Genomic DNA, 24,960 nt, shown 5'->3' with positions numbered 1-24,960 from the left:
GTTCGTATTTCCGATCTTCCTTCATGCTGAACCTCCAGTTCTGAAATGGGGTGTTGCACTTGGAATTTGAGGGGGCCCTGGGAAAATGTCAAATTTTCATGAATCCCGCTTGGCAGGTGCCGGATACCAGTTGTCAGGCTTGACCAACTTGGCGTCAACTGGATCGCCCATGTAGTGCGGCGACATGATCTGCACGCCGTGCTCGTTGAAGACGTCCTGGATGTTGGCGTGCAGCATGTTCAGCACTTCGGCGCGCGGCCGCGGCCGGGTGGGAACGGCCTGGGCCACCAGACGGTACTCCGGGTAATAGTCTGAGAGTGCCGTCTGGAAGACGACAGGCGCGGGGACCTTGAGAATCCCGGGTGTCCGCTTCGCCGCCTCAATCAACATCGCCTCAACCTGGCGCCAGGGCGTGTCGTAGCCGATGGTGACCGTGGTATCGACGATATAGCCCGCGCCCTGAACCGTGCGCGAATAGTTTTTAGTAACCGCGCCGGTGATCATCGAATTGGGCATGGTCAGTTCTTCACCCAGGCCGGTCCGTACGGTCGTGGTGAAAATCCCCAGCTTCACCACCGTGCCTTCGTGATCGCCAATCCGGACGTATTCACCCACTCGAATCGTACCGGTATAGGTCACGATCAGGCCGGCTGCGCCCTGGCCGACGATGCTGGACGCGCCGAGCGAGATCATCAGGCCCAGCAGCACAGAAAGCCCCTTGAAGGCGTCGGTATCGGCACCTGGAAGATAGGGATAGGCCATGGCGACCGCGAACAGCCAGATGCCGACACTGAACAGGCGCCGCGACGTGGGCATGGTCTGGGGGCTGAGCCAGCTGATCGTGGTACCCGCGTGCATCATGCGTTCGAACAGACGGCTCAGAATTCCGATAAAGACGCGTGCCACCATGAAGATGGCCAGCGCGACACCAAGGCCAGGAACAGCCCCGACCATGCTCTGCAGAATCCCACCGATGATGTCGAACAGGTAATCGTTCAGCCGCTCACCCCAGGAGCGGGTGTAGGGAAAGGACGAGAGCACAATGCTCAGCCACTCATAGCTCAACAACAGAATCAAAAACCAGCGGATTGCGATCACGAGTCGCTGCAGAAAGGGCACGAGTTGCTGCCGTTCGACAATCTGGGTGTCGCCGATCTTGATGTTGCTGACCTTGGTCTCGACGCTCGCGAGCAGGAGTTTGTCGACCCAGACGCGCAGCCGCACAACAGCCCAGACCATCAGTGCAAAGACGAGCGTTGCAATCGTCGCGATCCCCAGCGCCTTCAGCATCGAGTGCAGATCCCGGGCCTCGCGGGTTTCAGCAATGATCGTCTCCAGCTGACGCGCGGCTTTGCTGGCGGCCGCCTTCAAATCCTCCTGCCCAAGAGAATCGACATCACCAGCCGTGACCACGAAGGCCAGTTGGTCATCGATCAACACCAATTGCCCCTCAGGGTTGCTTTTCACCGTCACGGCGAGCTTGCCGCCTTGGCGCAGGGTTTCATTGATCGAGAAACGCGCCCTTTCGGCCCTCGCCTTGGGCGTTGCGCCCAGAAGGCTTGTCCGAAACACCATCACCGGCCGGTTGAAAATGACCAGCGTGACGTCATCGCCCTGCGCCTCGCCCCCTGCCGGCTTTGAAGCCGGTGCCGACTGAGCCCAGGCCGACGCTGCGAACAGCAGAGTCAGTACCAATGCCGTCAGGGCACGCACTACAAATTGCATTTCAATGCTCCATTTTTTGAAGCCCAGAATATAGTCGGCCTGGCTCCGCTCGCGCCGCGCCATCGATATATCCCGCCGTTTCAGGGGCAAACACAGGGCTTGCCGTGAACCTTCGGCGCGGACCCGGATCGGGTCAGGGCCGGATGCACCCGAGTTCGACACCAAGTGACGCAAGTTATTGATTCATATAGACCAGCGTTCAAATTTGCCACTACAACAGGGTCAACTGTGCGTCATTTGTCGGTTTCTTGATGTTCAGCGTCTGCAGCACCAGGGCCTGGATATCGTTAATCGTTGAGATCCCCGTGATGGGCTCGGCCTGGTTGATTCGCACGCTGTGACGCTGGATTCTTCTGAGCTGCGCCAGCGCCTTCTCCGGCGTCAGATCACTCTTGGCCAACGCCAGTCGCTGACGCATGACCCTATAGACGATGAGCGCCATGAAGCACACCATGGCGCGCGCCCGTAGGGACAGTAGTTCTTGAGCCACACGGCACCCCAGGACCGCCAGCAGGAACCCGCCATGCGACCCGATCGGTGAAGTTCGGTGCCCACCCCCGCTATTGCGTTGATCCACATAGAGAAAACCTATGGCGATGCATCCCGGCGGCTCGGTGGGGTTCGGGAACAGGTTCGGTAACGTCCCCACCAGACCCGGCAGACAGGGCAAAACTCGTTACGTTTCTTCGGCTTACGCACCCCCGAGACCCCGCTGTGCCTTGTCTTGAAAATCCGCGTGTCGATGGTTCGATTCCGTCCCAGGCCACCAAACCCTAAAAAACCAACCCTCACCCGGTTGGTTTTTTTACGTCCGTTGCAGTCCATTGTGGATAGAAAGTCCATATGAATCAACGTGTTACGTGGCGTCTCGCGGCTTTACTTGTTTCGATTGATAGTGCGTATTAGTGCGGTAACTTCCGTTACCTTCCGGCCAATTGTGCAGTAACAACCGCAGCAACTCAAGAAAGCCGTACGTTTTCGCCCGTGAGTTACTGCGCCAGGGGGACTGCCCGCCAGGCGTTGCGCCTGGTCGCAACCGACCGGGCCGGGGGCAATGTGCAGCATCATTCAGACGGGGCACTCCCCAAAAACCAGCGCACGTGAAAAAAAAGGAATCCTGTCTATCCGAGTCGCCGGACCGCAAACCTTTTCGCCCTCCCGACCAGATCACAGCCCCGATAGCTGGCTAGCCGAGTCGCTACGCCGTTGGATCAAGGTCGCCAACTCTGAACCGTGGCCATCCGGCAACACATACCGAATATCACCCCCCTAGGCAGTGCCGGAAATTAGCCCGAGAGCGTCGGCCAATTCACCCTCGCGGCGTCACCCCAGGGAGTACCTTGACGGTCCAGCCGGGCCAACGGTCAACCGTGCGGGGAGTGGATCACGGGCCACCCAATTGCCGGCTCCCTGTCTGTCGGCTTCCGGCTCCCGCTTCATTTTGTAGGTAACACCGGTAACAACCCCTTGAAAGTCACGTAACCCATTGTCAGCATTGAAGAAATCTGTTACCGGCAGGACCGGTAACAGTCTCAAATTAGCCGGTAACACCGGTAACACTATCGTTCATTGGCGTCCATAGAGGAGCAATCCGACCACACCCAGGAACGCCACGACCGCCCACCCCTTACCTGGTGCGCAGGGCCTCGCCATTTGCAGCGCGGAAAGAACTCCTCGCCAGCCGCCCACAGGCGGCCCAACGGTCCTACGGCAAAAAATGATCTTTGGGCCATCGGGAACAACATCGGCGGCTCAGGATCACGCCCCTACAGCACGCCGGTATAGCCATTGCCAGCTCAGGCCACGTTCAGGGTCGGGCACGGCTGGTGCCAGCTCAGGCCACGGTCAGGGCCAGGCACGGCTGGTGCCAGCTCAGGCCACAGTCAGGGTCGGGCACGGCTGGTGCCAGCTCAGGCCACGGTCAGGGTCGGGCACGGCTGGTGCCAGCTCGGGCCACGGTCAGGGTCGGGCACGGCCGGTGCCAGCTCGGGCCACGGTCAGGGTCGGGCACGGCCGGTGCCAGCTCAGGCCACGGTCAGGGTCGGGCACGGCCGGTGCCAGCTCAGGCCACGGTCAGGGTCGGGCACGGCTGGTGCCAGCTCGGGCCACGGTCAGGGTCGGGCACGGCTGGTGCCAGCTCAGGCCACGGTCAGGGTCGGGCACGGCTGGAAAGAAGAAGGCCCGGACACTGCCGGGCCTTTCCGCCTTTGACTGAATCAACCCACCACACAGGATCAAAGGCTTCCGCGGTTTAATGGCTGCCCCGTGGCCAGGCAGGTCGCGGCCTTGCGGCCGGTCGTGACCCAAGGGTCTAGCTGAAGGTATCTGCTTCGCCGGGCTGCCACTCGCCGCGCTCGATCAGGCATTGGGCGACGTGCGTCACCCGGTGCCACCGCTCTGCCAGGATGTGCAGCGCCACCAATTGAGCGAACGCATGGGCTCCGCTGGAATGGCTGCCGAATTCAGGGGATAGAAACGCCTCCGCCCTGCGGTAGTCATCGGTCATTGGACGAAAGATCGGCCCCGCCCACTTGGCCCCCGCGTGCAACAGCTCGGCCATGACACCGGCATGAAACACTGCCGCCCCCGTGGCCGTCAGTTCGCCCGTTGGGTCGGGTGCCGTAGGCGGTTCGGTCGGCATGGCGGGCAAGTGGGTAAGCCCCCCGGATTGGGTCGCCGTCGCCAACTTCGCCCCGATGCCAAGCCACTCCAGCGCGACAACATGCCCCGCTTCGTGGAATGCCATGCGGCCCAGGTTCGGGCCGTGCGGCAGGTGGTAGCCCTGCCAGCCCCAAGCCCGCTTCAGCACAGCGGTGCGCGGGTACTCAAAAGGGTTGACCGACTCGCAGCGACTGGAGAAAGTCGCGTCCGCCATCGGTCGTGTCTGCTCGGTCAGCCGCCCGTCAGACGCGGCGCCCGCTTGGGCTTTCAAATTCATGTTCAAGCGCCGCCGCGAACGATGCCGGTGCGCCGCAACAGGCACACGCCAAGATCGGCCGTCACCTTGACGCATGCCCCATCGACGTGCAAGGGCCGTTTGGCCTGCTCAACGCGAACCGGGTTCTTTGCGCCAGCAAGGCGCAACACGCCCACCACAGGGCAAACCATCGGATCTGCCAGCAGATACCAACGGCCGGTAGGCAGATTCGCGAGCGATAGAACCTTGATGTCAAGGCCCGCATTGGTCACTGCGCTTTGCGCAGGCACCTCCAGTTCAGGCGCGACAACAAGGAATTTCGCCTTCAGGTCGGCACGCTGCCCGGCCTGCGTTGGCTGGGTGCGAAGCAAGGTTGTCGCCGAAACCAATGCCCCCCAGCCGAACGACTCCGTAACAACGTTCGAGTAGCTCGCGTCGAAGGTGGCAGCCCCATCATCAAGCACCGGATTCGCTTCGAGTGCATTGGCCATCAAGCGGGATTCGATGCGCCCGGCACTTGCGCCCAGCTCGGCAAAGACGCGGCCAATCGCCCCCTGGTTGTCATTGATGATGTCCTCGCGGGCAACCGTGATTGCGCGGGCGTAGCTGGTCAGCGTAACACCGCGAGCGCCACTCGCCATCGTCACCAAGCCTTGCTTGATTTCGGCATTCTCAGCCAGCGGCTCAAGCGCAAAATCAGAATCCAGCGCGGGGATCGCGCTCGGGTAGAAGTTGAGCACATCAAAAAGCGATGCGATGGCAAGGTGTTCGGACTGCCCACGATAGGACTGAATCGTGACCGCCGACACGCCATTGGCCATCAGGCGGGAAAACTCAGGGGAGCCCATGCCCGATGCGGCTATCGACATCTCAGTGTCATAGGGCTGCGGCTTTCTCACTGCGACACCGCAGGCGTAGGCGATTTTTCGCAGTGTCAATTCACTGGCCAGCGGGTGCGGCCGGTTGACGCTGGCGCCGGAGCCCATTGCAATCGCATCGGGGGCCGCGCTCATGACTTCGCGGGAATTGAATTCAGTGGGGATCATGGTGAATGCCTTTCAAGAATTGGGGTTAGATGGTCGGCTTTCGCCACTGAAATTTCGCGTTCAAAACGTCAGCAGGTCGTACAACCTGCGTTGCGTTCTCGGGATGCGCCCGCCGCCGCTCAAAAATGCGCGAAAAAGGGCTGCGTCACACGGCCCAAGATCGCACGGCATACCGGCCCGCAGGCGCGGCCACACGCGGCCTTCGAATCGCTTGATCGCGGCCTCCAGGCGTTCGGCCACGGTCCACGGTCCGGGATCGTCAGCGGCCAGCACACGGGCGCATTCCAGCAACGCCGCGTCACGCGCCTTGCGCCTTGCAACCCGGTCAAGGCGTTGCACGTCGGCCCGGTCAATGTCCCGGTGAAGGACGCTCAAGGCGTCCGCCTGCGTCACAGGCTCGCCGCACGCCAGGCGCAATAGCAAGTCAATGCCACTGGTCATAGGTCAAGCTCAAAAATCCGGGGCGGGATTCGATAGCAGCGAACCACACCCAAGCCAGGCAGCCGTTCAATGACGTTGAATCGGCCTGCTTCCTTTGTGACCAGACACCCATGTTCCAGCAGCACGCGGCACACCGCCGCCGGATCGAAGCCCTGACACACCTCGCCCTTGAATGTTTCGCTCAGGACAAAGTATTCAAAGCTCACGCCTTCACCCAAGGCCGCGGGCATCCGGTCGCCGTACTCTGTGCCGTGCTGGCTATTGGTCTTGATCGGTTCGCCGTCCGCGTTCAACATGCGCCGCACGCCAGCACGTTGTAGAGTTTTTGGGCTGTGGTCGTCTGCGGCACGGTGCCACATGCTGAAGCGGCCTTCACCGTGGGTTTCGAGGAAGCGCCGCACCTGTCGCAGCATGGCGGTCACTTCGCTACTGCCGGACCCGCCCCGCGATTGAATCCACGCCTCGAAACATGCACGGGCGGCCCGCGTGGCTTCACCGGCTGGCCATCCGGTCAAGCCCGCTTCGGTCGCCAGCTCGCCAGCCACAGCCACCAGCGCAAAGCGCCGCCCGCCGCGTTGGACTTGCCCGGCTGCGCTCTCGGGCACGATTTGCGCCTCTACCGCGTTCATACGCTCGCGCAGCGTCGCCGCCAGGCCCTCGGTATGGCTCACCAGATATTCAAGCCAGGCACGCCCTGCCGTGCCATAGCACCGCGCCGCGTGTTGTTTCACCCAGCCGGACAGCTCATGCCCGCCGTCAAACTCGTGGAACGTTTCAGCCGCAGAGCCCGGCAACACTTCGGCCGGGATCGGGATCAGCCTGACCTCCTGCCCGCCCCGCATGGCCCTGCCCGCCGTGCGCATATGTTGCTCTGCCGACACCTCGCCACTGCTCAAAATAAGCGTGCCCCAGGTCGGTCGCTGTCGCAGCCCGCCGCCTGCCTTCGCCCGGCTTTTCCCCGCACCATCGGCAAGCATGTAAAGCACCTGCCCAACCTCTGCCGCGTCAATCTGGGCCATCTCGTCAAGGATCAGCGTCCCGTCGTTGTGTTGCTCTCCCAAATACTCGAAGCCATTCGATGTTCCCCTCCATTTCTGGATGTAGCTTTCGGGGTCGTTTTCTGTGCCTTTCCCCCAAACGCTCGCAGCAATCAGGAAGCCGGTCGTTTTGCCGATACTGGTCGGGCCGGTGAACTGAAAACCGCCGCCCGTGGTGCCCGATGCCCAGGGCAACAAAGGCCCGGCAAAGGCGGTCGAAACGGCAAACGCAAACCGGGTGTTCCCAATGCACAGGCGGGCTTGGTCTTGTATCCACTTTTCCAGCGTTCCGCGTTGACTGAAGCGGGCTTCAATGCCTGCCTCGCTGTGAAAAATCACACGCTCGCCGCTCGGGTTTGTGCCTAGCGTTTCCTCGGGCAACACGTAGCACCGGCCATGCCAGCCGACACGGGGAACATGCCGCACCAGCTCGGCAGGGGCGCGGCTTTGCAGGTATTCCGTCAACCATCCCCGGCGCTTCGCATCGGTCGGGGTCATGAATCCTTGACTCAGCAGCGCGGATCGAAACGCGGCCCCATCGCCTGCCAGCATGGATAGCGGCATCAGCCAGCGCCGCCCGGCCCGGTAGGGCGTATCGAACTCCAGCAACAGCGCCGCCTGGTTATCGCTGCCATCGCGGGCCAGTCCCGTGACGCGCAACGGCCCGCACACCTTGCGCGGCATCCCGCCATCATCGCCGGGCGGGGTGAACCAGACGCCTTCACGGTCAATATGGAAGCGGTCAAAGGCGCGGCCGGTGTCGTGGGCATCGTCGCTGCCCCCGTGGGTCGCGTGGCGCGGGGCGCGGCTAGGGTTGCCCTGCCGGTCGCCTTGCGCGGCGTGGGCGGCCGATGCGCTGGCCTGGTGCGCCTGAATCGCGGCCTCGATCACTTCCCGCACGGCACCAAGGCCGGATGCTTGGTGCAGGTCGTTGAAATCAGATCCATTTTCAGGAAGGGGCGCGGGGAACACAGCCAGGCCCCGCACCGCACGCGCCGCCGCTTCGGCCTTTTCGCGGCCGGGGTTTCGGCCGGTGCGGGCTTCGGTGGCGCGGTCATCATCGCCACAAACCACGATCAAGGCGGCCGGGTACAGCTTGCGCAGGGCCTTTACCGCATGCGCCAAATTTCCGGCATCAAACGCGCAGGCGGTCGGGTAGCCGGTGGCTCCAAACAGGCTTGCGCAGGTTGCGAATCCTTCGCCCACCAGCACCACAGCAGGCCCGGCCGGATCGGTGCCGGGGTCGCCGCACCAGTGCATCAATCCGGTCTTTCGGCCGCCCTTCAAAAACAGTTTGTCGGGGCTGCCGTCCGCGGGCTTCACGGGTGCGATGCGTTGCAGGTTCCACAGCTTGCCCGCCGCGTCGCGCATGGGCACTAGCAACCAGCCGTCAGCACCAAAGCGCACGCCGTAGGCCCCAACACCCTTGCGGTCCAGGTATGCGCTTTCGCCCTGGTCGCTGGCCTTCGCCCACAGCGCCTCCGCTTCGGCCGCTGCGCGGGCGTGGGCGGCTTCGGTGCGGGCTTGTTCGCGTTGCCGTGCTTCGGCTTGTTCCCTGGTGCGCCGTTCGTCGGCTTCGCGCCTTTGCTCAGGGGTTTGCTTTGGCTCTTTTTCGTCGTGTTCCTTGTGCCAGGCGGCCAGGTCGAAGCCTCGGGCCTTGGCTTCAAAGAACAGCGTGCCTATCGTCACGCCGCCGCTGGCCTTGAGACTCTTCCACGTGTCTCGCGTAGCCTTGGCGTCGTACCCCTCACTGGACCGGCTCCAGTCGTCGGCCAGCTTAAAGCCCGCGTCGTCTGGAAACTCACTTTTGATCGCAGCGAGAATGCGTGCCCAATCGTCGCGGGATAGATTCGCGGGGATATAGCCCAAGGTGTCGCGCACCAGCTCGGGCGTGATGTTGGTTTTCATGGAGCTTGGAAAAGATCGCGCTGCGGAGATACACCCGCCAGCGCGTAATAAGTGACTGCCCGGACCTTGCCCCGTGAGTCAGGTTCAAGCTCTCTCGATTTCTCGATTGGCTCCCCCTTGCGGATTAACTCGGTCATCCGGGTGGTGACGCTGCGAACGTCGCAATACCGCTCCAGGTCTGCGCAACTTGTCCGCCCGTGCTTCCGCAGATAAGCCAACAGGATTTCGCGCTGGTTCACTGGCCTGCCTCGGTCGCGTCGGCTTGCGGGGCGTCGGCGGTCTTGCGCTTGCGGGTCACTTGGTAGGGGGTAAGCACTTGGTGCGCCGTCACGTCCAGCCCGTGACGTGGGCTGCCGTCGCTGGCGCTCCAGGTCGATATGGCAATCTCGCCCGAAACTGCGATGCTGTCGCCATCGGTCAGACGTTGGACTGCCTCGATAGCCGTTGCTGAAAACGCGATGCAACTGCAAAACAGGGTTGCGCCGGTCTTGTCAGCAGCCGACAGCCGGAAGAGCGCATAAGGTGCGCCGTTGCTGCTAGTGCGCACGCTGGGGGTGCCGCGTAGGCGGCCGGATATCAGGGCGTCAATCACGGCTGCCGCCTGCCTTGATGCGCTCAGAAATGAATTGCTGGATTGACGACTGAGACCAGCAAACCGCGCGCCGTGAAAGTTTGATCGCTTGGGGGAAGGCCGGGGGGGTGCGGCCCATCATTTCGTAAATTGACGACTTGCGAAGGCCGGTCATGGCCTCAACGTCGGGAAGGCGTAACAGGCGCTCGGGTTGCGCCGTCTTGCTCGGATTTGCTTGCATCGCAGTGTTTCCTTTCGGGTTAACGGGTTAGGGGTCCCGGTCAGTGTCCGAAAGGTCGCGAATGCAAACTAGCGTTTTCGCCGTTTCTCTAGAAAGCGCGAAAGGTGTTTACTTGGCTGGTGTACCAATTGCTCGTGCTGATTGTTTTCAATCATCAGTATCAGTTCGCGGGCCTTAGTCTTGCCCACCCCGTAATTGCCCAGGGACAGCACAGCATCGATCACTGCATCAAGCGACCGCAGGGTATCGTCAGACGCCGCGATGTCGTTGGCGGCCAGCCATAAATCACCTGCAAGCTGCCAATCCAGCCTCGCGCCCGCCGCCTTTTTGGGGGTGTCTGAAGGCAGGTTGGGGCTTTGGAAAACAGCGTCGAGCGAAAGCGGGCCGCCAGGTTGCAAAAAGGCTTGCAGAGCCGATTGGTAGGCTGTGGCGAGCCACGTCGGCAGAGGCAGGTTTTCATCGGCGCACAGGGCTACAGCGTTCAATATGGCCAGGGTGTTACCGCTTTCGAAACGTCGCCGGAAAACCTCAAGAATCTCATGAACGCGCAGCAAGCTTCGCATTTTTCGCACTCGTTCACCGTGCCCAAAACGTTGCCCGCCCCAGGTCCGAAAGCCTAGCGCCGCTTTTGCCCATGCAATCTCCATCTTGGCAAGCTGGCGCTCTTCATCGTTGAAGTGTGCTTCCGCATCAAGAAGCCGATTCAATATTCGTTGTTGGTCGTTGTCACCCATCGTCACCCCTTCAGGTGCGCCCTCGTAAGATGCCAACGCCGGCCGGTGAAGGTGTCCGGCTTTTCGCCCTCGGGGATCAGCCTCGGGCTAGGCGTGGCGAAACGATTATGCGGGCTTTCCCATCTCAGATCAGGCCCCGCTCTGCCATGCTCAACGCCGCGCCGCGTGCCACGATCACGTGATCCAGCACCCGCACTTCTACCAAGTCAAGCGCGGCCTTCATGATTTCCGTCAGCGCCTTGTCGTTCCGGCTCGGCTGCACGTTCCCGCTCGGGTGGTTGTGGGCAAGCACGACGCCTGCCGCACGATGCGCCAGCGCAGCCATCACGATTTCACGTGGATGCACGAAGCACTTTGTCAGGCTGCCGGTGAAGTGGGTTTCGTAGGCGATTGCCCGGTTTTGGGAGTCGAGGTACAACGCTCCGAAAGTTTCGAACCGCTCCCCGGCCATGCGCAATTGAAGGTAACTTTTCACCAATTCGGGTGAACTGAAAACTTCGTACTCTCGCAACTCCCGCCCAAGGATGGTCAGGGCGCGTTCAATGGTCGCTCGTTCTTTGGCTTTCAGCCCACTGTAAAACGACAGTGCGCCGTTGGGCGTGCCGTAGGCTGGCGCCGCTTCACGCGCTTTGACGCTGCGCCGCGCTGCCGGTCGCTTTGGCTTTGATGTAGATTTCGAGGTAGCCATGATTCCGGCCCTCCTATGGCCGTGATTGTGGTCAGGCGGGGCCGGTGTTCTCAGCATCGGCCCCGCCGCCTTTTGTGCCCGGCTCAAACCGCCGCCGGGCGTGGCGGGTTCATTCATCCTCCGGGTGTTCCCCCACTTCACCGGCCCGGTGAAGGGCTCCAAGGGAAACCCCTTTCGCGCTCATTTCCGCAAACGTGCAAAGCTGGTCAAAGAAGGCCATTCCGGGGCAGCGCGGGGCGGTCGGGCCAGGAACGGGCAGGGAAAGAATGATTGAATGAATTTTCATCATCTAAAACTGTTACCTGTTTGCTACCTGTCTGTTACCTGTTTGTTACCGGCACCCATTCGGCCTAAAACCCGCATGGATGCTCGTTTTCGCCGGACTGTTACCGGTGTACCGGTGTTTTTCAGCGATAGCAGCCGGTGGAAGCGTTGAATTGCCATTTCAGGCGGCCCGCTGGGGCAGTTGGATCACATCAGCACCCTTGCGCAGTGCGTCCAGGTAGTCCGCCCATTGCTGCAACAGGCCCCGGCGCTGGGCTTCAAATTCGGTTCGGTTGTAGGCCCTGCCCAGGCTGTCTTTCACCGCGTGGGCGAGCTGTGCCTCTATGACGGCTTCGGGCAGCTCCAGGCGTTCGGCCATCATGGTTCGGGCCGTTGCTCTGAATCCGTGCCCGACCACTTCATCCGCACCGAAGCCCATTGCCCGAAGTGCCGCGTTCACGGTGTTTTCGGACATGGGGCGGTCGTGGTGCCGCTCGCCGCGAAAGACGTATTCGCCCCCGCCCGTGAGTGTGTGCAGCTCGCGCAACGTGTCCACGGCTTGCAAGGGCAGGGGCACGATATGCGGTTTGCCGTGCAACTTGCCGCGCTTCTCGCGCTTCATCCGCTCGGCTGGGACTGTCCACACGGCTGCATCAAGGTCGAATTCTGCCCAACGGGCGTGCCGCAGCTCGCCAGGGCGTAGCAGTAGCATGGGCGCCAGCCGCAGGGCGGCCCGTACAACGTGGGTGCCATGGTATCCATCGCAGGCCCGCAACAGTTCGCCCAGGCGGGCCGGATCGGTGATCGCGGGGAAGTGCTTCACCGCTGGCTTTTTCAGGGCGTCTTTCAGGTCGCGGGCCGGGTTGGTGGTGGCGCGGCCCGTGGCCACCGCATAGCGGAACACCTGCCCGCAGTTTTCCAAGGCACGATGCGCGGTTTCGATCACGCCTCGGGCCTCGATCCGGCGAAGCAGCTCCAGGACCTTCGGGGGAGTAATGCTGTCCACGGCATCTCGCCCAATCCACGGGAACACGTCAACCTCCAGGCGTCGGATGATCTTGTCCCCGTAGCTGGCGGCCCAATCGCCCCGCCGGGCCTCGAACCATTCGCGGGCAACTTCCTCGAAACTGCCCACCGTGGGCAGCCCGGCCGCTTCGCGTTCGCTGGCCTCGCGTGCCTTGGCGCGTTCGGCCTTGGCTTCCTTGCGCTGGTCGCTTGGGTCAACCCCGGCGGCCACCAGCTCGCGGGCCTGGTCGGCTTTGGTGCGGGCCGCCTTCAGCCCGGTATCGGGGTAGGTGCCCAGGCTCAGGGTCTTTCGCTTGCCGTGGATCGTGTAATCCAGCCGCCAGCCGTGCGCCCCACCTTTGACGAACAACAGCAGGTAAAGCCCTTCGCCATCGCTCAGACGCTTGCGCGGGTCGCCTGCCTTGATGTTGCGGATGGTGGTATCCGAGGGGATCAGTGATCGTGCCATGCAGTAACTCCTACAGTAACCAGATGATGCACCATCGCCGAAATCAAGCATTCATGCGGGTTGCCGGGGTTCTTTCGGTAGAGTCCCAGGCCACCAGATAAGAAGAGCCCGCTATGTCACCGTAGCGGGCTTTTTGCTTTGGGGCATCGGGCAATTGGGTGGGGCGGGTTCGGGTGGGGTTCGGTGGTGATTGGAAGGTCGCGGGCTACGGTCGGCCACTTGCTGATGTTCGACTGTGTTGAATAACCGCAGCCGACGTGGTCGCCCCCATCGACAATGCTAGATAGTCCTTGTAGCATTAATCGATGTCAATACTGAAGCGCATTAGCTTATCTACCAAGGTCAAAGACGAAGCAACATCTGGCCCAGAAACGAAGCCGGTACGCATGAGCCTTGAAGAACGTATGGCGCTTCGTCGGGAAATGGCCTTTCAGGTCGTGCGTGACGTCTTGGGTGAATGGGGTCTGCCTGAGACATCCTACCGTTTCAAAGTTGTGCCGATGGATCCGCGTGGCCACACTTACGCGGCGATGATCGATTTGCCCATTCAGTTCACCTCGGAAATCAACGTAGGCCACAAGGAGTTGAAGCGTCTCGGTGTGGTCATTGACGGTGCGGCCCGTACGAGATTCAAAGTAAGGGTGCTTGGAGTCTATTGGCGCATCAGTGACAGTCTGACCGTCGACCTTTCCGATCAAGCCGGAACCCGGCAGAAGTTGCCAGGGTTGCGCACCGTGGCTGGTCAAGAGGAATCCGTTGAACACGCAAGGATTGCCGCAATTGAACAGTCACTTGCGCATGGAACAACTCCTCAGGTCAATGGGCGACTCTACGACACTGACCATGCACCTTTGGGCCGCCGGCTTCCGCGCGAAGGCGAGGACTGACGGGCCGTCAAGGGTTAACCATCAACCCATCGTCCCGGCAAGAGAACCCACAATGTGGCCATGAGTGTCTGGCGCCCCACCAATTCCTGTCACAGTTGTGGTGCCACTGCCTACAGGCCCGTGCTGGCACGCAACGAAAGAGGTGTCATGCAGCCGACAGGGCAGTACCAATGTGTGCAATGCAAGCTGCAGTTCACGGATATTCGCGAATGGCGGGAAGGTTCGGGAACAGGCCCAACGTTACTCCAGCCAGTGAATCACAGTGGGTAGCGGCTACGGATGCCTTGCTCTATCCAGATTGGGCCAAAAGAAACCCAGCTTGTATCGGGGAGTAGAAGGCAGTCACCCCTACGAAGGGCTCATGCCGCAAAGGAAACTGCCATCAATATGCACAACTATTGCGCTGGCTTGTCGCTGAGTGCCTTCATGTTGGCTTTCAACTGCTCACTCATTGGCATACCGAGAACCATACCTTTTGGCGGAATTGGCGCCTCAAACCATCTGGCGTAAAGCCTGCTGAATTCGCCCGACTTCATCAGGCGCGTAATGGTGCCATCAACGAGCTTCTTGAACTCCGGATCGTCCTTGCGCAGCATGCATCCATACGGCTCGACCTGCAGCGTATCGCCGACAACTTCAAGGGAGCCAGGATTCTTGGAGTTGGCCCTCAGGCCGAATAGCAAGATATCGTCCATCGCAAATGCCATCGCGCGGTCAGTTTCGACCAACTGCAAGGCATCTTCATAGTCTTTGCCCAAGATGATCTGAATGTTGAGGTTCTTGTCGGCACTGTACGCACGGAGCACCTTCTCGTTCGTGCTTCCAGCGGTGGTGGCGACCGTCTTGTTTGCCAGATCGGCGTAGTTCTTGATACCCGAGGATTTCTTCGCCAAAAGGCGGGTTCCGGTATAGAAATGACTGATCGCAAAAGTCACCTCCTTGCCCCGCGCGGAGTTGTTCGTGGTAGAGCCGCACTCCAGGTCGTAAGTCCCGTTGACGAGCAAAGGAATGCGGGTTTGTCCGGTCACCGGGATGTAGGCAACTTCAAGGTCTTTTTTCTTGAGCTTCGCGCGCACATCGTCAATGATGGCTTCGGTCAAATCGACGGCAAAGCCTACCGGCTTGGTCGGACTGATCAAGTAGCTGAAAGGTACCGATGACTCGCGGTATGACACCGTGATCTTGTTGCTGTCGGCAACCTTTTTCAGGGTCTGCGCAGTGGCAGATGGCGTAACAGAAGTCAGACCTACTCCCATGGCAAGGGAGAGTGCGACTGCGGCAGTGCACCGAAGGGCGACGAGGGGCTTTCTTGTGAATCGATCAATCATGGTTACCTCCGAATGAGGGGTACTCCCCGGATAAACCGTAGACCTAAAAGGGTTCCCGAACTTTGATTCACGGCAACCAGAGGTGAATTTGCGGCCCGCAATCCTGCTGACGCCGCGAATCGTGTGCTGTCGAATTCCTGGTGCGGTCAGTGCCGTCGCGAGGTGACCATCCGTAACTTCACCGGTGCCGTCAAAACAGGCGACCTGCTGCTGCTCGGGTTGTACTCGGAATGTCGTGGGGATGTGGCGAGGGTGGTGGAGATGGGTCGAATTGGGCACTTCAGCGATGTACAAAGACAGCCCTCCCCTTGGTCAGATGAATTCAACGCCCGTCTGCTGCAACCCGATTAGGTCAATGTGAACCTGATTGATCTCCATACCGGCGATCACCGTCAGAAAATCTGCATGTGAAAAATGGGCGTTGCGTCCATCCATGAAGCTGACCAGCAGATCGGTCATTCCCGCATCCGCTTCGGCTCCGATCACGTTGCGGAAGGCCATCTGCGCCACGGCTGCATCGCTGCTTGAAGCCGCAATGTCGTTCACCAGCCCAATATCTATGGCGAGCTGAAACACGCCCTGCAAGCTCGTTCCGCCATCGATCAAACCCAGGATCACACCTACGATCGATGGGGAGTGGACAAGCGAAGGCGCCAGTACGCCGATAAACTCCAGAGCCTGACCAGCATGTTCAGATGGGGCGAGGTCCATTGCGATCTTCTTGTCCGAGAATTGCAGGCGTTCAAAGCCTGAGATTGTGTCTGTGCCTTCGGGGCCACTGATGCTGAAGCCGCCTGTGACCGGAGCGAGGTTGTGAGCGGCATATCGGGTGTTGTACACCGCAGTGTCCAAACCGGCGCCGCCATCGAGAGCGTCGTCGCCGACATCTATAGAAACTGTATCGTCCCCGGTAGTTGTCTGCATAATAGCAAAACGATTTATCTGGAGAGTACCAATTCCAACTCCGACCTCAGACCCCATACTTACACCTGAAATGTAGTTTTCGCCGTTCACAATTCCTTTTTCAACGAGTGAAGCTAATATTTCAGAAAAACTTATCGTGCCTGAAAGGCTGTCTTCAAGAGTTTGGATTGCAACTGAATATCCAGGTTGTGTTGTTGTACCAAGGTTTGCATTTGGATATATTCTCTGTGTTGCAGCAGAAATATAGTCATCCGAATAGTATGTGAATGGTGTATTGGGATCCCGCCACTGTGTGTGGACTTCCACAGCAACTTCTGTGATATTGGCAACGTTGGATGTTCCCCACGGCCTATCCGTTACGAAAATTTCCATCATGACACTAAATCGCGGCGTGTTTCCACTAATTGTTACATCGTAGCCCACAGACCAATTAACAAGTTCGGAGACTTTATGTGAATGGTTTAGGTTTCCCCAGCCGTTTTCAGCACCCCAAAGTATTTCTGGATACGCCCATACGCCGTATTTACTTCCGTACTCAGGGTAACTCCATGAAAAGACCACATTGCTTTGAAGGTTGGATGTGCTGTAAGCAATTGACTGGGTGTAGTCTTTATTAATTTCTAAATCATATGCGCCCCAGTCATTATTTAGAACTGTATAATCGCCAACTTTTGCCCCGGTGGCGTTTGGCCCATAAAATATAAGACCAGAGTGTGCGGACCCATTCGTTATGGTTTTTCTGAAATTTCCAAAGTTATCTTTGGTTATCGTTATTTCATCTGATCCTGGGCCCGCAAATGTGATACCTCCAATACCAATAAGGGTGTCGATTGAATCGTCCAGACTGATCTTTCTAACTTTGAATGTATCAGAAGAAGCGTCACATGTGATTTCTGCATCAGTTGATTTAATGCCTGAATAAGTCACAACATCATAGCCGCCCCCGCCTATGATTAAGTCGTTACCGTACCCGGCAGCGAAATTATTGTTTAATGTATTGCCTATTAATGTGTCAGAATAATTTGATCCTGTCACATTATTAATGTTGATCAGTTTATCGACTGTTCCATATCCATCAAGAGCTATATTTTTTACGAGATCAACAGTTACACCATTTGGCGACGACCAATAAACTGCAAAAGCAAGAGGTGAGGTTCCAATAATTGTGTCATTGCCAACTTCGCCAACTGCGCCGCCTATGTTGATAGTTATTGAATCATTTCCAATACCACCATAAATAATTGACCAGTTCGGTAAAGCAAGCTTGGCTTGATCTAGTATGTCGTCTTCGAATGTGCCGCGATAATCCATTGGCTACACCTTTTTGTTAGTCGTTCAAATATTTTACGCCCACCTAATGGCGCCATGCCTGCAAATCGCTGCCATTTCCTTTGAATATCATGGCAATAATATTCTCAAAAGTTAAATTTATAATAGCGTTCGTAATTTATTCTGAAATTAAATCTAAACATAACCAAGACTTCTTTTCGCGACGCCGAGATATTGATTGCCTACCACCGTGACATTCAATGTAACAGCCTGCCTCGCAATCAAACCTTGATGTGCATCAGAGTTCAGGGGCGAAGTCATCGACTCCGTCGCGAAATTCAACCCCCAAGAAATAAGCGCCCTCGGAGCAATCCCTGGGCGCTTTTTCTTTTCCCAGTCACTTCCGCGTCCCAACCACCACCACCAAAGGAGCCCCATGTTCATCCCCTTCCTCGCCTCAATCACCGCAGGCGCCATCGCCACTGCACTTATCCAACTGGGCGCAATGTCAGTCTGGGTCACGGTCCTGTCCTTCTCGCTTTCAGGAATTTCACAGGGGTAGTCAAAGCAGGTGAGCTACTACCGGTCGGTTTTTGCTCGGAATGCCGTGGGGATGTGGCAAGGGTGGTGGAGATGGCGGGGGGTGCATTGGAGCTTGGCCGAGTTCCAAAGCAACTCTCGGTTGGCGCGCCACAAATACGCCTCAACTCGAATCGTTTTGCCTTGAGCCAGAACTTTCACTATGGCCTGGTACGGTGGAAGGGGACAGGTCAAATCCTCTCCGAGAAATGAGCCTCCTCAAGACCCGGATCGATTCAAGATCCAATCGGCGCCAACACCCCTGGCCATCAGATGTAGAAGATTTGCAGGAACGTATCCAGTAGCCCCTGCAGGCCTCGGCCAAACAGTCCGGAATGATCGTTGGGATGCGGCGTTTCGGCATAGACACAGCACCCTTCGCCCCGCCAACTGTCGTTGAACAGTTCCCGCTCGCCGAAGTAGTACGACCAGAACGTCTCGTTGCGCGCCACCGAATAATCTAGGTTGGCACTGAAACCCAGCGTCGCCGCCTGATTAACCGTCCGTCCGCTGGTGGCCGGTTCGACCCGGACCCCACGGCAGCCCTTGACGATCAGCTTGGCGGGACCGTGGAAGACGATGTAGCGGAACTGCAGGGTTAGCCAGGCCCCGAGTTTGCCGAATCGCCAGTGACGGGTGATCTTCAGAGGCTCGCCCCGGGTCTGGATGAAACCGACCAAACAACTTGGCCGCAGCACCAATGCCGAGCCCACGGGCACATCGAGCAGCGAGAATTCGGCCAGGGGATCGAGCGACGATGAAACCGTGATGCGTTCGTCGCTGATCGGGCGAATACGGGTCAATCGATACATCCCGGCAAACAGACTGGTCAGCGGCATCGACCAGTCGAGCAGCCACTTGGTATCGCTTTGCGCAGTGAGCGGCATTCCCTGCAGATAACTGGGCAGGACCAGCAATTCCGAGCGCTCATCCAGCGACAGCGGCAGTGACACCCTGGATGGCGTAGTCGGACCCGATTCGTTTCCCGTGACGCCGATCGCCGTAGAAAACTCTCCCGACATTCTCGGAAGCAAGCAAACCGGTGCGCGGCGTGCGGCAATCGGTGCGATCACGTAGTAGGCGATGGCCTTGACCAGCAAAGGGGAGAGAAGAGCAAGGGCCAGAATCCAGAGCGCCGTTGGCAGTACCTCCTTCACTGGACGCATGAACTTGCCGATGTTCGAGCCGTCGAGTTGCCTTTCGTTCTCCGCCGATCGGTCATTGAGCGGCTGTATAGCGCGATTGGCTGGTGCGTGATCAAGAACAAGTGGTCCTGGACGCGGCAGTTTCCGCAGGTTTTCCAGGATGCCCTGCTGGCGGGCGATTTCGGCATCGTGCTGTTCTTTTGAACTTTGCAGCAAACGCTCCTCCGCCTCCAAACGTTTCATTTCCCGATAAGCGAGGGTATGCGGCACTGAGCGTCAACACCCTGCGAGAGGCAGCAGGCACCGCGTCGTTGGGCCAGAAGAGCTTGGGCGGCTCTTGGTCAGGATCATCGAGTGGAGCCTCCATGACTGGCTTCCACCATTCTCGATAGGCTGCCTGCTTCGGGCTTTCGCCGAGCGGGTTGCCGGTCACAGATGGGCTCGCTCCAATTCTCGGTAGGTCAGCCTCAGGTGCAAATTCACCACCCAGGAACTGATGGTCGCCATCCCTAAGTACAACTATGTTGCGTTGAATGATTTGTGTCTTGGCAACTAACCTTGGCTGAACGGCCAGCCCGCCGTCTTCCAGACCGTACAAAGCAACCTCGACCAAACCAAAGGAGAAGCCGGAAGCGGCATTCCTGTTGATCAATTCGGTCATGGCATGAATGTCTTCACGTATGCCGTCACCCGCAATCAGCAAGAGGAAACGACCTTGCCGCATGGCTGCTGCGGTTTCATCAACAAAACGGCGCTCATCCAGATCAGGGATCAATTCCTTTGCCAGATCAAAAGGCACGTTTCCGGTACGCCCGGTTGCCTGGGAGACCTGTCGTTGAAGGTCGGAATATGACCAGCGACTTATTGCTCGTGCGTAGTCAAGCGCCTGAGCCACAACTTTGCGCCGGGCCTCCGGGTTCCGTCACAGTTTGCACTCGACGAGCGTCAAGCGTCCGTACTGATTGATATAGGCGACGTCCAGGCGGCCTGCCTCGGTCTGTAATTCGCGGCACAACGGAATCAGCGGACCAAAAGAAGGATCGACGTCACGCACGGGGACGATGGCGGGATTCCTGAACAGTGTGTCCCTCAACCAGGCTTCGTCACGACCCGATGTGTCGCCCAAAGCCAATCGCTCCGCTCGACTGACAGGAGCGCCGTCACGCTCCAACAAGAAGAAGTCGCTGTACATGTTTTGGTATCGGGTGTAGTTAGGATGTCTCCACTGAAAAGCTATTCTTTCACAGCTAGTTCGTTGGGGTTCGGAGGCGGGCTGCCGCTAGGCTTGTTCTCATGCCCATCGAGTCCCCAACTACGTTCACCCCCAAGGCCGCCGAACTTTGGACTTCCATTCCCGCCGATATCAGAAAACGGTTGCTCTCCAGCGTGTGGTGCAGTCACTGTCGTTGCGAGGTGACCATCCCGAACTTCACTGGCGCGGTCAAGACTGGCGACCTGCTGCTGGTTGGGACGTGCTGGGGATGCTGTGGGGATGTGGCGAGGGCGGTTGAGGTGGGGTGATTGGGTCTAGACTTGTTCCCATGTCCATCGAATCCCTTTCCAAGTTCAACCACACCTACGTGGCGCTCGTAGTCATGATCCAGGGACTCGTCTTCACATCGAGTACGGAGGCCTTAGCCGCGCCAGTCTCGGCAAACTGGGTTTACAAAATCAGTATCGCAAAAGGTGCGCCGACACCCGACCTGGCCACTAAAGCCGTTGTCGCCGCTGGGACGTTGCTTGGCGCGGTAACGGTGGCTGATGTTTCGGATGTCGGAACGATCGACGGCAGGGGCTACTCCCTCAGATCACATATCAAAGTGGCAAATCTGCTTTCCATGCTGGACAGTAACTTGAATGTGGTCCGAGATTCCAACGGCATATTTGCCAATGGCATCGCTTTTACCCAACGGTACAGCGATAAGCGTGGCAGTCGCTCTGAATTGCTGATGGTGAGCAACCTTAAGCAAATGGAGTTTTCATTCAGCAATGGCCGGGGCCATATCCGTACCGAGCCCATCAAATTTGCAACGGTGGATATCGCCATGTTGCCCTATGCTTTTATTGGTCAACCCGCCCCTAAAGGCATGGCATTTATTGCGTTCACAGATGGCAAATCAATTTTCAGCACCGGCTTGAGCGTCAGTCCTGAAAAGTTGGACGTGGCGGGCAAGCTTATACAGGCTGTACGCCTGTCAGGGCAGGCCTCAGGCGGAACGCTTGAATTGTGGATCCGAGAAGCCGATGGCTACCCGCTGCACGTACGAGTGAGTTTTGCGAAGTATGGGGCTGTTCTGGATGGGAAAATTGAGACTGTGCCAAGCGCGCTTTTTGTTCGTTGAGACAGGCCGTTGTCGGTTGTTAAAGGTTAAGTCGCTCGACTCAGGACGGGATGGCCGGATGCTTGCCGTAGAGGTCCAGTGAACTGGTAAACAAGTACCATCCCCCTAATTCAGATGAATTCAATGCCCGTCTGCTGCAACCCGATCAGGTCAATGTGAACCTGATTGATCTCCATACCGGCGATCACCGTCAGAAAATCTGCATGTGAAAAATGGGCGTTGCGTCCATCCATGAAGCTGACCAGCAGATCGGTCATTCCCGCATCCGCTTCGGCTCCGATCACGTTTCGGAAGGCCATCTGCGCCACGGCTGCATCGCTGCTTGAACCCGCAATGTCGTTCACCAGCCCAATATCTATGGCGAGCTGAAACACGCCCTGCAAACTCGTTCCGCCATCGATTAAACCCAGGATGACCCCTACGATCGATGGGACGTGGACAAGCGAAGGCGCCAGTACGCCGATAAACTCCAGAGCCTGACCAGCATGTTCAGATGGAGCGAGGTCCATTGCGATCTTCTTGTCCGAGAATTGCAGGCGTTCAACGCCCGTGATTGCGTCTGTGCCTTCAGGGCCGCTGATACTGAAGCCGCCTGGGACCGTGTATAGGTTGTAAGCGATGCGGTGTGTGTTGTACACCGCTGTGTCCAGGCCGGCGCCGCCGTAGAGCGTGTCGTTGCCGGCGCCGCCAACCAGTCGATTGTCCAGAGCATTGCCGATCAAGGTGTCATTGCCGTCACCGCCGGTGGCGTTCTCGATCGACACGCCGAAGGCGATTGCTACCGTATCGCGGTCGGTCCATAACTTGCTAAAGTCCTCGCTCCAGTAGGTCAGTGGTTGACCAAGCTGGCTGAATGTCCCTTCGTTCAAGTCGATGCGCGCACCTTGCGAAAGTCCCTGCCAGACGATGGTGTCGTTGCCCCCCACGTCCCACAGGGTCTGGAAGTAGCGCTGGTTCTCAGTGAAGACGTAGGTATCGTCACCACTTCGTGTTGTAAGATTGGCGCCATACATCGATTGGATGGCCAAAAGGTCGTAAAGCATAGGCGTGGTCGGTTCGAAGTCAACCCAGGAGCCCGTGGAGCCCGCATACGCGGTGTAGCTCATCAGGGAGTAGGCATAGCCTTCCTTTTGCGTCGGCAACGTTGCCGCGCCTTCGAAGGGATGCTTCAGCCCCAATGCGTGGCCAATCTCGTGGATAAGCGTGGAGTGGCCGTAGCTTCCGGGCGTGAAACCGTCCCAAGGCGCCAGCGAGTTCAGCCAAATGTCGCCGGCCTTGTCGGTGGAGTCAGGAGCGTAGGCAAAGGACTGCTCATCGACCGCCGATACCGTCCAAGCGAAGCGCAGCGTTCCATGTGTCGAGGCATTGTCTGCGGTTTCCACAAATCGGATGTTGGCTACTGTGGACCAGCTTGCCAGAGCCGCGCGAACCGCGTTCTTTGCCACATCCGAAAGAGCGGCAACGCCGCTCAGAGGTCCCCAGTCCACACCCGCTGCATATTCGCCGACGGTTGTAGACCAGAGGCTTGCGGAGTCAGGAAAGCTGTAGGTCAGTTCAACGGTTTGAACACTGGCGCCAACCCATTGAGAACCTCCAAGCAAGGCATCGATACGGAGATCGCCGGTGACCAAAGTGCCTGTAGCTTGCATTCATTCGCTCCGAGAAATCGGCTCACTGAAAAGTGATCGCATTGGCTGATCATGCCATGTAGAGTGACCGCTTCCAGTCTCGGAAACGTGAGTCACTCCTAAGGCGTTACATTTTCTTCGATTGCTTACATATGGATCGGTGTTGCAGCTTGACTTGAAAATCCGCGTGTCGATGGTTCGCTTCCGTCCCACGCCACCAATATGGAAAGCCCGCTATGTCACCGTAACGGGCTTATATCTTTTGGGGCATCGGCCCAATGGGTGGGGCGGGTTCGGGCGGGGTTCGGTGGGGGCTGGCCGGTTCTGAAAAGGTCCAACTGGAAAAGCCATTTACTTCACCCGGTCTGCATCAGATAATTCGCCGAAATGCTCAGAAAATTCTTCAAACGCTCCAGAGAAACGGTTGCAGCACCGGAGCCGCAACCTCCGGCACAAATTCCTCTCGCGCCAAAAGGAAGCCCCTTGGATGCATTCAGGGAAGGCTGGGACGAAAGATGGGAAACACCGGGCCCACTACCCAGTCCCGAAGTCATTGAAGGCGATGGCGGTCATACTGACTGGGATAAATGGACGGAAGCGGTTGAAGTTGAGAAGAATGCCTTCGCAGAAACGGTGCCTTACGAGGAAAGCTCCTCTAAATCAAGCGCTTCGGATTTGGAAAACGCCTACGCACCAACAGTGCCGGCGCTGCTTGGCCCAGAGTAGGTGTCTTCTGTGGTGCATTGATCGAGATGGGCGTGTAGATTCATCAGGCGCCCTGAACGTTTACATGTCAAAAATGAGTCAGTCCAACGCTAGAATTGATCCCGTCCTTTCGATCACTACTCGCCGTCAGACAGATGCTATACAAAGGCCATGCTGCGTGCAGATATCTCGCGATGGCAATCGTCGGGGCAACGGCTATCTATGGTGGAGTTGAGGCTGCTGGGTCACCTGCCAGTTTCAACGTCTACAAGTACATGGGCTCCAAGCAATGCAATGGAGGCGGTCGGACATTGGCAGTACTTAAACGACACCTCATTGAATCCGGGATAACGGTGCTTGCCGCTTCCTGCGGAGTGGACGGAAACTTATATCCAGCAGTTTGTGGTGCTGCAGACGGTCGTATTGGCATCTTTGAGGTCCTGGCCAGCAAAGCCCAATCGGCTCTACCAGACGGATTCTTGCCGCTCGAAACACTTCCCGACGCACAGATCGTTCCCTGCAATTAGCTATTGCCATTGACGTCAAGGGTTAACCATCAACCCCTCATCCCGGCAAGAGACTCCAAAGTATGGCGATGAGTGTCTGGCGCCCCACCAATTCCTGTCACAGTTGTGGTGCCACTGCCTACAGGCCCGTGTTGGCACGCAACGAAAGAGGTGCCATGCAGCCGACAGGGCAGTACCAATGTGTGCAATGCAAGCTGCAGTTCACGGACATACGCGAATGGCGGGACGGGCCTGGAACCGGCCAGACGTTGCCGCAGACTAAGAACCATTTCCGGTAGCGGCTACGGGGGTGCTCCATCCAGAGCGGGCCAAAAGAAAACCCAGCGGGTAAGACTGGGTCAATTCGCGTGTAACTGAGGCAACCACGCTGGGCTCTCGCTTGGTTGAACTATGCCTGTCTTGCGAACTTTCTCTTTGTTGCAGGTCAACAGTTGTGCATCAGCACGGCTGGCTCTGCTGGGCACTGCGTGGTTGTGATCCGCTAGATGTGAAGTTCCAATAGGTGGCCCCCTCAAATTCCAAGTGCAACACCCCATTTCAGAACTGGAGGTTCAGCATGAAGGAAGATCGGAAATACGAA

The 24,960-nt window shown here is 58.4% G+C and carries 19 protein-coding genes and 2 pseudogenes; 3 read left to right on the top strand and 18 right to left on the bottom strand.

Annotation, left to right across the window (positions count from 1 at the left end):
* Window positions 1–96: 96 nt before the first annotated feature.
* The 12 genes and pseudogenes from ACMUOY_RS18325 to ACMUOY_RS18270 form a co-directional block, all read right to left on the bottom strand.
* A complete protein-coding gene (locus ACMUOY_RS18325) occupies window positions 97–1,788 on the bottom strand; it encodes a mechanosensitive ion channel family protein (RefSeq protein ID WP_413894180.1) in 1,692 nt (563 codons plus the stop codon).
* Window positions 1,789–1,936: 148 nt separating this feature from the next.
* Window positions 1,937–2,182: pseudogene (locus ACMUOY_RS18320) on the bottom strand (IS1634 family transposase); the annotation flags it as partial.
* Window positions 2,183–4,036: 1,854 nt separating this feature from the next.
* Entirely contained in the window at window positions 4,037–4,663 is a 627-nt protein-coding gene (locus ACMUOY_RS18315) for a hypothetical protein (RefSeq protein ID WP_413894179.1), read from the bottom strand.
* A gap of 2 nt (window positions 4,664–4,665) precedes the next feature.
* Window positions 4,666–5,688, bottom strand: a complete 1,023-nt coding sequence (locus ACMUOY_RS18310; RefSeq protein WP_413894178.1) for a hypothetical protein — start codon at window positions 5,686–5,688, stop codon at window positions 4,666–4,668.
* A 60-nt stretch (window positions 5,689–5,748) separates the two neighbouring features.
* Window positions 5,749–6,129, bottom strand: a complete 381-nt coding sequence (locus ACMUOY_RS18305) for a hypothetical protein (RefSeq protein WP_413894177.1) — start codon at window positions 6,127–6,129, stop codon at window positions 5,749–5,751.
* Window positions 6,126–9,074, bottom strand: a complete 2,949-nt coding sequence (locus ACMUOY_RS18300; RefSeq protein WP_413894176.1) for a DUF927 domain-containing protein — start codon at window positions 9,072–9,074, stop codon at window positions 6,126–6,128. Before ACMUOY_RS18300 ends, ACMUOY_RS18305 begins: the two co-directional genes overlap by 4 nt.
* A complete protein-coding gene (locus ACMUOY_RS18295; RefSeq protein ID WP_413894175.1) occupies window positions 9,071–9,313 on the bottom strand; it encodes a helix-turn-helix domain-containing protein in 243 nt (80 codons plus the stop codon). The genes ACMUOY_RS18300 and ACMUOY_RS18295 overlap by 4 nt, the downstream gene beginning before the upstream one ends.
* Entirely contained in the window at window positions 9,310–9,666 is a 357-nt protein-coding gene (locus ACMUOY_RS18290; RefSeq protein WP_413894174.1) for a single-stranded DNA-binding protein, read from the bottom strand. The genes ACMUOY_RS18295 and ACMUOY_RS18290 overlap by 4 nt, the downstream gene beginning before the upstream one ends.
* A complete protein-coding gene (locus tag ACMUOY_RS18285; protein ID WP_413894173.1) occupies window positions 9,659–9,886 on the bottom strand; it encodes a helix-turn-helix transcriptional regulator in 228 nt (75 codons plus the stop codon). The genes ACMUOY_RS18290 and ACMUOY_RS18285 overlap by 8 nt, the downstream gene beginning before the upstream one ends.
* A gap of 68 nt (window positions 9,887–9,954) precedes the next feature.
* Window positions 9,955–10,620 carry a hypothetical protein gene (locus ACMUOY_RS18280; protein WP_413894172.1) on the bottom strand — a complete coding sequence of 222 codons (666 nt, stop codon included), beginning with the start codon at window positions 10,618–10,620 and terminating at the stop codon, window positions 9,955–9,957.
* A 124-nt stretch (window positions 10,621–10,744) separates the two neighbouring features.
* Window positions 10,745–11,185, bottom strand: a pseudogene (locus ACMUOY_RS18275) (JAB domain-containing protein); the annotation flags it as partial.
* 568 nt (window positions 11,186–11,753) lie between these two features.
* Complete coding sequence (locus tag ACMUOY_RS18270; protein WP_413894171.1) at window positions 11,754–13,046, bottom strand: tyrosine-type recombinase/integrase; 1,293 nt, start codon at window positions 13,044–13,046, stop codon at window positions 11,754–11,756.
* A gap of 305 nt (window positions 13,047–13,351) precedes the next feature.
* Between ACMUOY_RS18270 and ACMUOY_RS18265 the strand changes: the two genes are divergently transcribed.
* On the top strand, window positions 13,352–13,933 hold the full coding sequence (locus tag ACMUOY_RS18265) for a hypothetical protein (protein WP_413894170.1): 582 nt from the start codon (window positions 13,352–13,354) through the stop codon (window positions 13,931–13,933).
* 395 nt (window positions 13,934–14,328) lie between these two features.
* Here the strand turns inward: ACMUOY_RS18265 and ACMUOY_RS18260 are convergent, their stop codons facing one another.
* The 5 genes from ACMUOY_RS18260 to ACMUOY_RS18240 all read right to left on the bottom strand — a co-directional run bounded on the left by ACMUOY_RS18260 (window position 14,329) and on the right by ACMUOY_RS18240 (window position 20,370).
* Window positions 14,329–15,189, bottom strand: a complete 861-nt coding sequence (locus ACMUOY_RS18260; RefSeq protein WP_413894181.1) for a transporter substrate-binding domain-containing protein — start codon at window positions 15,187–15,189, stop codon at window positions 14,329–14,331.
* A 384-nt stretch (window positions 15,190–15,573) separates the two neighbouring features.
* A complete protein-coding gene (locus ACMUOY_RS18255) occupies window positions 15,574–17,496 on the bottom strand; it encodes a hypothetical protein (protein WP_413894169.1) in 1,923 nt (640 codons plus the stop codon).
* 153 nt (window positions 17,497–17,649) lie between these two features.
* Window positions 17,650–17,976, bottom strand: coding sequence for a hypothetical protein (locus ACMUOY_RS18250; RefSeq protein ID WP_413894168.1), 327 nt, complete (start codon window positions 17,974–17,976; stop codon window positions 17,650–17,652).
* Between the two features lie 326 nt (window positions 17,977–18,302).
* Window positions 18,303–19,421, bottom strand: coding sequence for a hypothetical protein (locus ACMUOY_RS18245; RefSeq protein ID WP_413894167.1), 1,119 nt, complete (start codon window positions 19,419–19,421; stop codon window positions 18,303–18,305).
* Between the two features lie 679 nt (window positions 19,422–20,100).
* Window positions 20,101–20,370 carry a hypothetical protein gene (locus tag ACMUOY_RS18240; RefSeq protein WP_413894166.1) on the bottom strand — a complete coding sequence of 90 codons (270 nt, stop codon included), beginning with the start codon at window positions 20,368–20,370 and terminating at the stop codon, window positions 20,101–20,103.
* Window positions 20,371–20,719: 349 nt separating this feature from the next.
* Between ACMUOY_RS18240 and ACMUOY_RS18235 the strand changes: the two genes are divergently transcribed.
* On the top strand, window positions 20,720–21,520 hold the full coding sequence (locus ACMUOY_RS18235; RefSeq protein WP_413894165.1) for a hypothetical protein: 801 nt from the start codon (window positions 20,720–20,722) through the stop codon (window positions 21,518–21,520).
* A 110-nt stretch (window positions 21,521–21,630) separates the two neighbouring features.
* Here the strand turns inward: ACMUOY_RS18235 and ACMUOY_RS18230 are convergent, their stop codons facing one another.
* Complete coding sequence (locus tag ACMUOY_RS18230) at window positions 21,631–23,169, bottom strand: M10 family metallopeptidase (RefSeq protein WP_413894164.1); 1,539 nt, start codon at window positions 23,167–23,169, stop codon at window positions 21,631–21,633.
* Window positions 23,170–23,535: 366 nt separating this feature from the next.
* Here ACMUOY_RS18230 and ACMUOY_RS18225 point away from each other — a divergent pair, with 366 nt between their 5' ends.
* Entirely contained in the window at window positions 23,536–23,874 is a 339-nt protein-coding gene (locus ACMUOY_RS18225) for a hypothetical protein (RefSeq protein WP_413894163.1), read from the top strand.
* Window positions 23,875–24,960: the final 1,086 nt, after the last annotated feature.

This window comes from Candidatus Skiveiella danica (genome assembly GCF_022705245.1).
Lineage (GTDB): Bacteria > Pseudomonadota > Gammaproteobacteria > Burkholderiales > Burkholderiaceae_C > Skiveiella > Skiveiella danica.
The sequence above is the reverse complement of the archived record's forward strand: the minus strand, read 5'-3'. Positions and strand labels throughout refer to the sequence as shown.

Coding starts and splice junctions, on each gene's coding strand:
- ACMUOY_RS18260 (WP_413894181.1), bottom strand. CDS start 15,189: ATGGGAGTAGGTCTGACTTCTGTTACGCCATCTGCCACTGCGCAGACC.
- ACMUOY_RS18300 (WP_413894176.1), bottom strand. CDS start 9,074: ATGAAAACCAACATCACGCCCGAGCTGGTGCGCGACACCTTGGGCTAT.
- ACMUOY_RS18245 (WP_413894167.1), bottom strand. CDS start 19,421: ATGAAACGTTTGGAGGCGGAGGAGCGTTTGCTGCAAAGTTCAAAAGAA.
- ACMUOY_RS18285 (WP_413894173.1), bottom strand. CDS start 9,886: ATGCAAGCAAATCCGAGCAAGACGGCGCAACCCGAGCGCCTGTTACGC.
- ACMUOY_RS18225 (WP_413894163.1), top strand. CDS start 23,536: ATGCTCAGAAAATTCTTCAAACGCTCCAGAGAAACGGTTGCAGCACCG.
- ACMUOY_RS18235 (WP_413894165.1), top strand. CDS start 20,720: ATGTCCATCGAATCCCTTTCCAAGTTCAACCACACCTACGTGGCGCTC.
- ACMUOY_RS18255 (WP_413894169.1), bottom strand. CDS start 17,496: ATGGATTATCGCGGCACATTCGAAGACGACATACTAGATCAAGCCAAG.
- ACMUOY_RS18265 (WP_413894170.1), top strand. CDS start 13,352: ATGTCAATACTGAAGCGCATTAGCTTATCTACCAAGGTCAAAGACGAA.
- ACMUOY_RS18280 (WP_413894172.1), bottom strand. CDS start 10,620: ATGGGTGACAACGACCAACAACGAATATTGAATCGGCTTCTTGATGCG.
- ACMUOY_RS18325 (WP_413894180.1), bottom strand. CDS start 1,788: ATGGCGCGGCGCGAGCGGAGCCAGGCCGACTATATTCTGGGCTTCAAA.
- ACMUOY_RS18270 (WP_413894171.1), bottom strand. CDS start 13,046: ATGGCACGATCACTGATCCCCTCGGATACCACCATCCGCAACATCAAG.
- ACMUOY_RS18240 (WP_413894166.1), bottom strand. CDS start 20,370: ATGTACAGCGACTTCTTCTTGTTGGAGCGTGACGGCGCTCCTGTCAGT.
- ACMUOY_RS18305 (WP_413894177.1), bottom strand. CDS start 6,129: ATGACCAGTGGCATTGACTTGCTATTGCGCCTGGCGTGCGGCGAGCCT.
- ACMUOY_RS18310 (WP_413894178.1), bottom strand. CDS start 5,688: ATGATCCCCACTGAATTCAATTCCCGCGAAGTCATGAGCGCGGCCCCC.
- ACMUOY_RS18230 (WP_413894164.1), bottom strand. CDS start 23,169: ATGCAAGCTACAGGCACTTTGGTCACCGGCGATCTCCGTATCGATGCC.
- ACMUOY_RS18315 (WP_413894179.1), bottom strand. CDS start 4,663: ATGAATTTGAAAGCCCAAGCGGGCGCCGCGTCTGACGGGCGGCTGACC.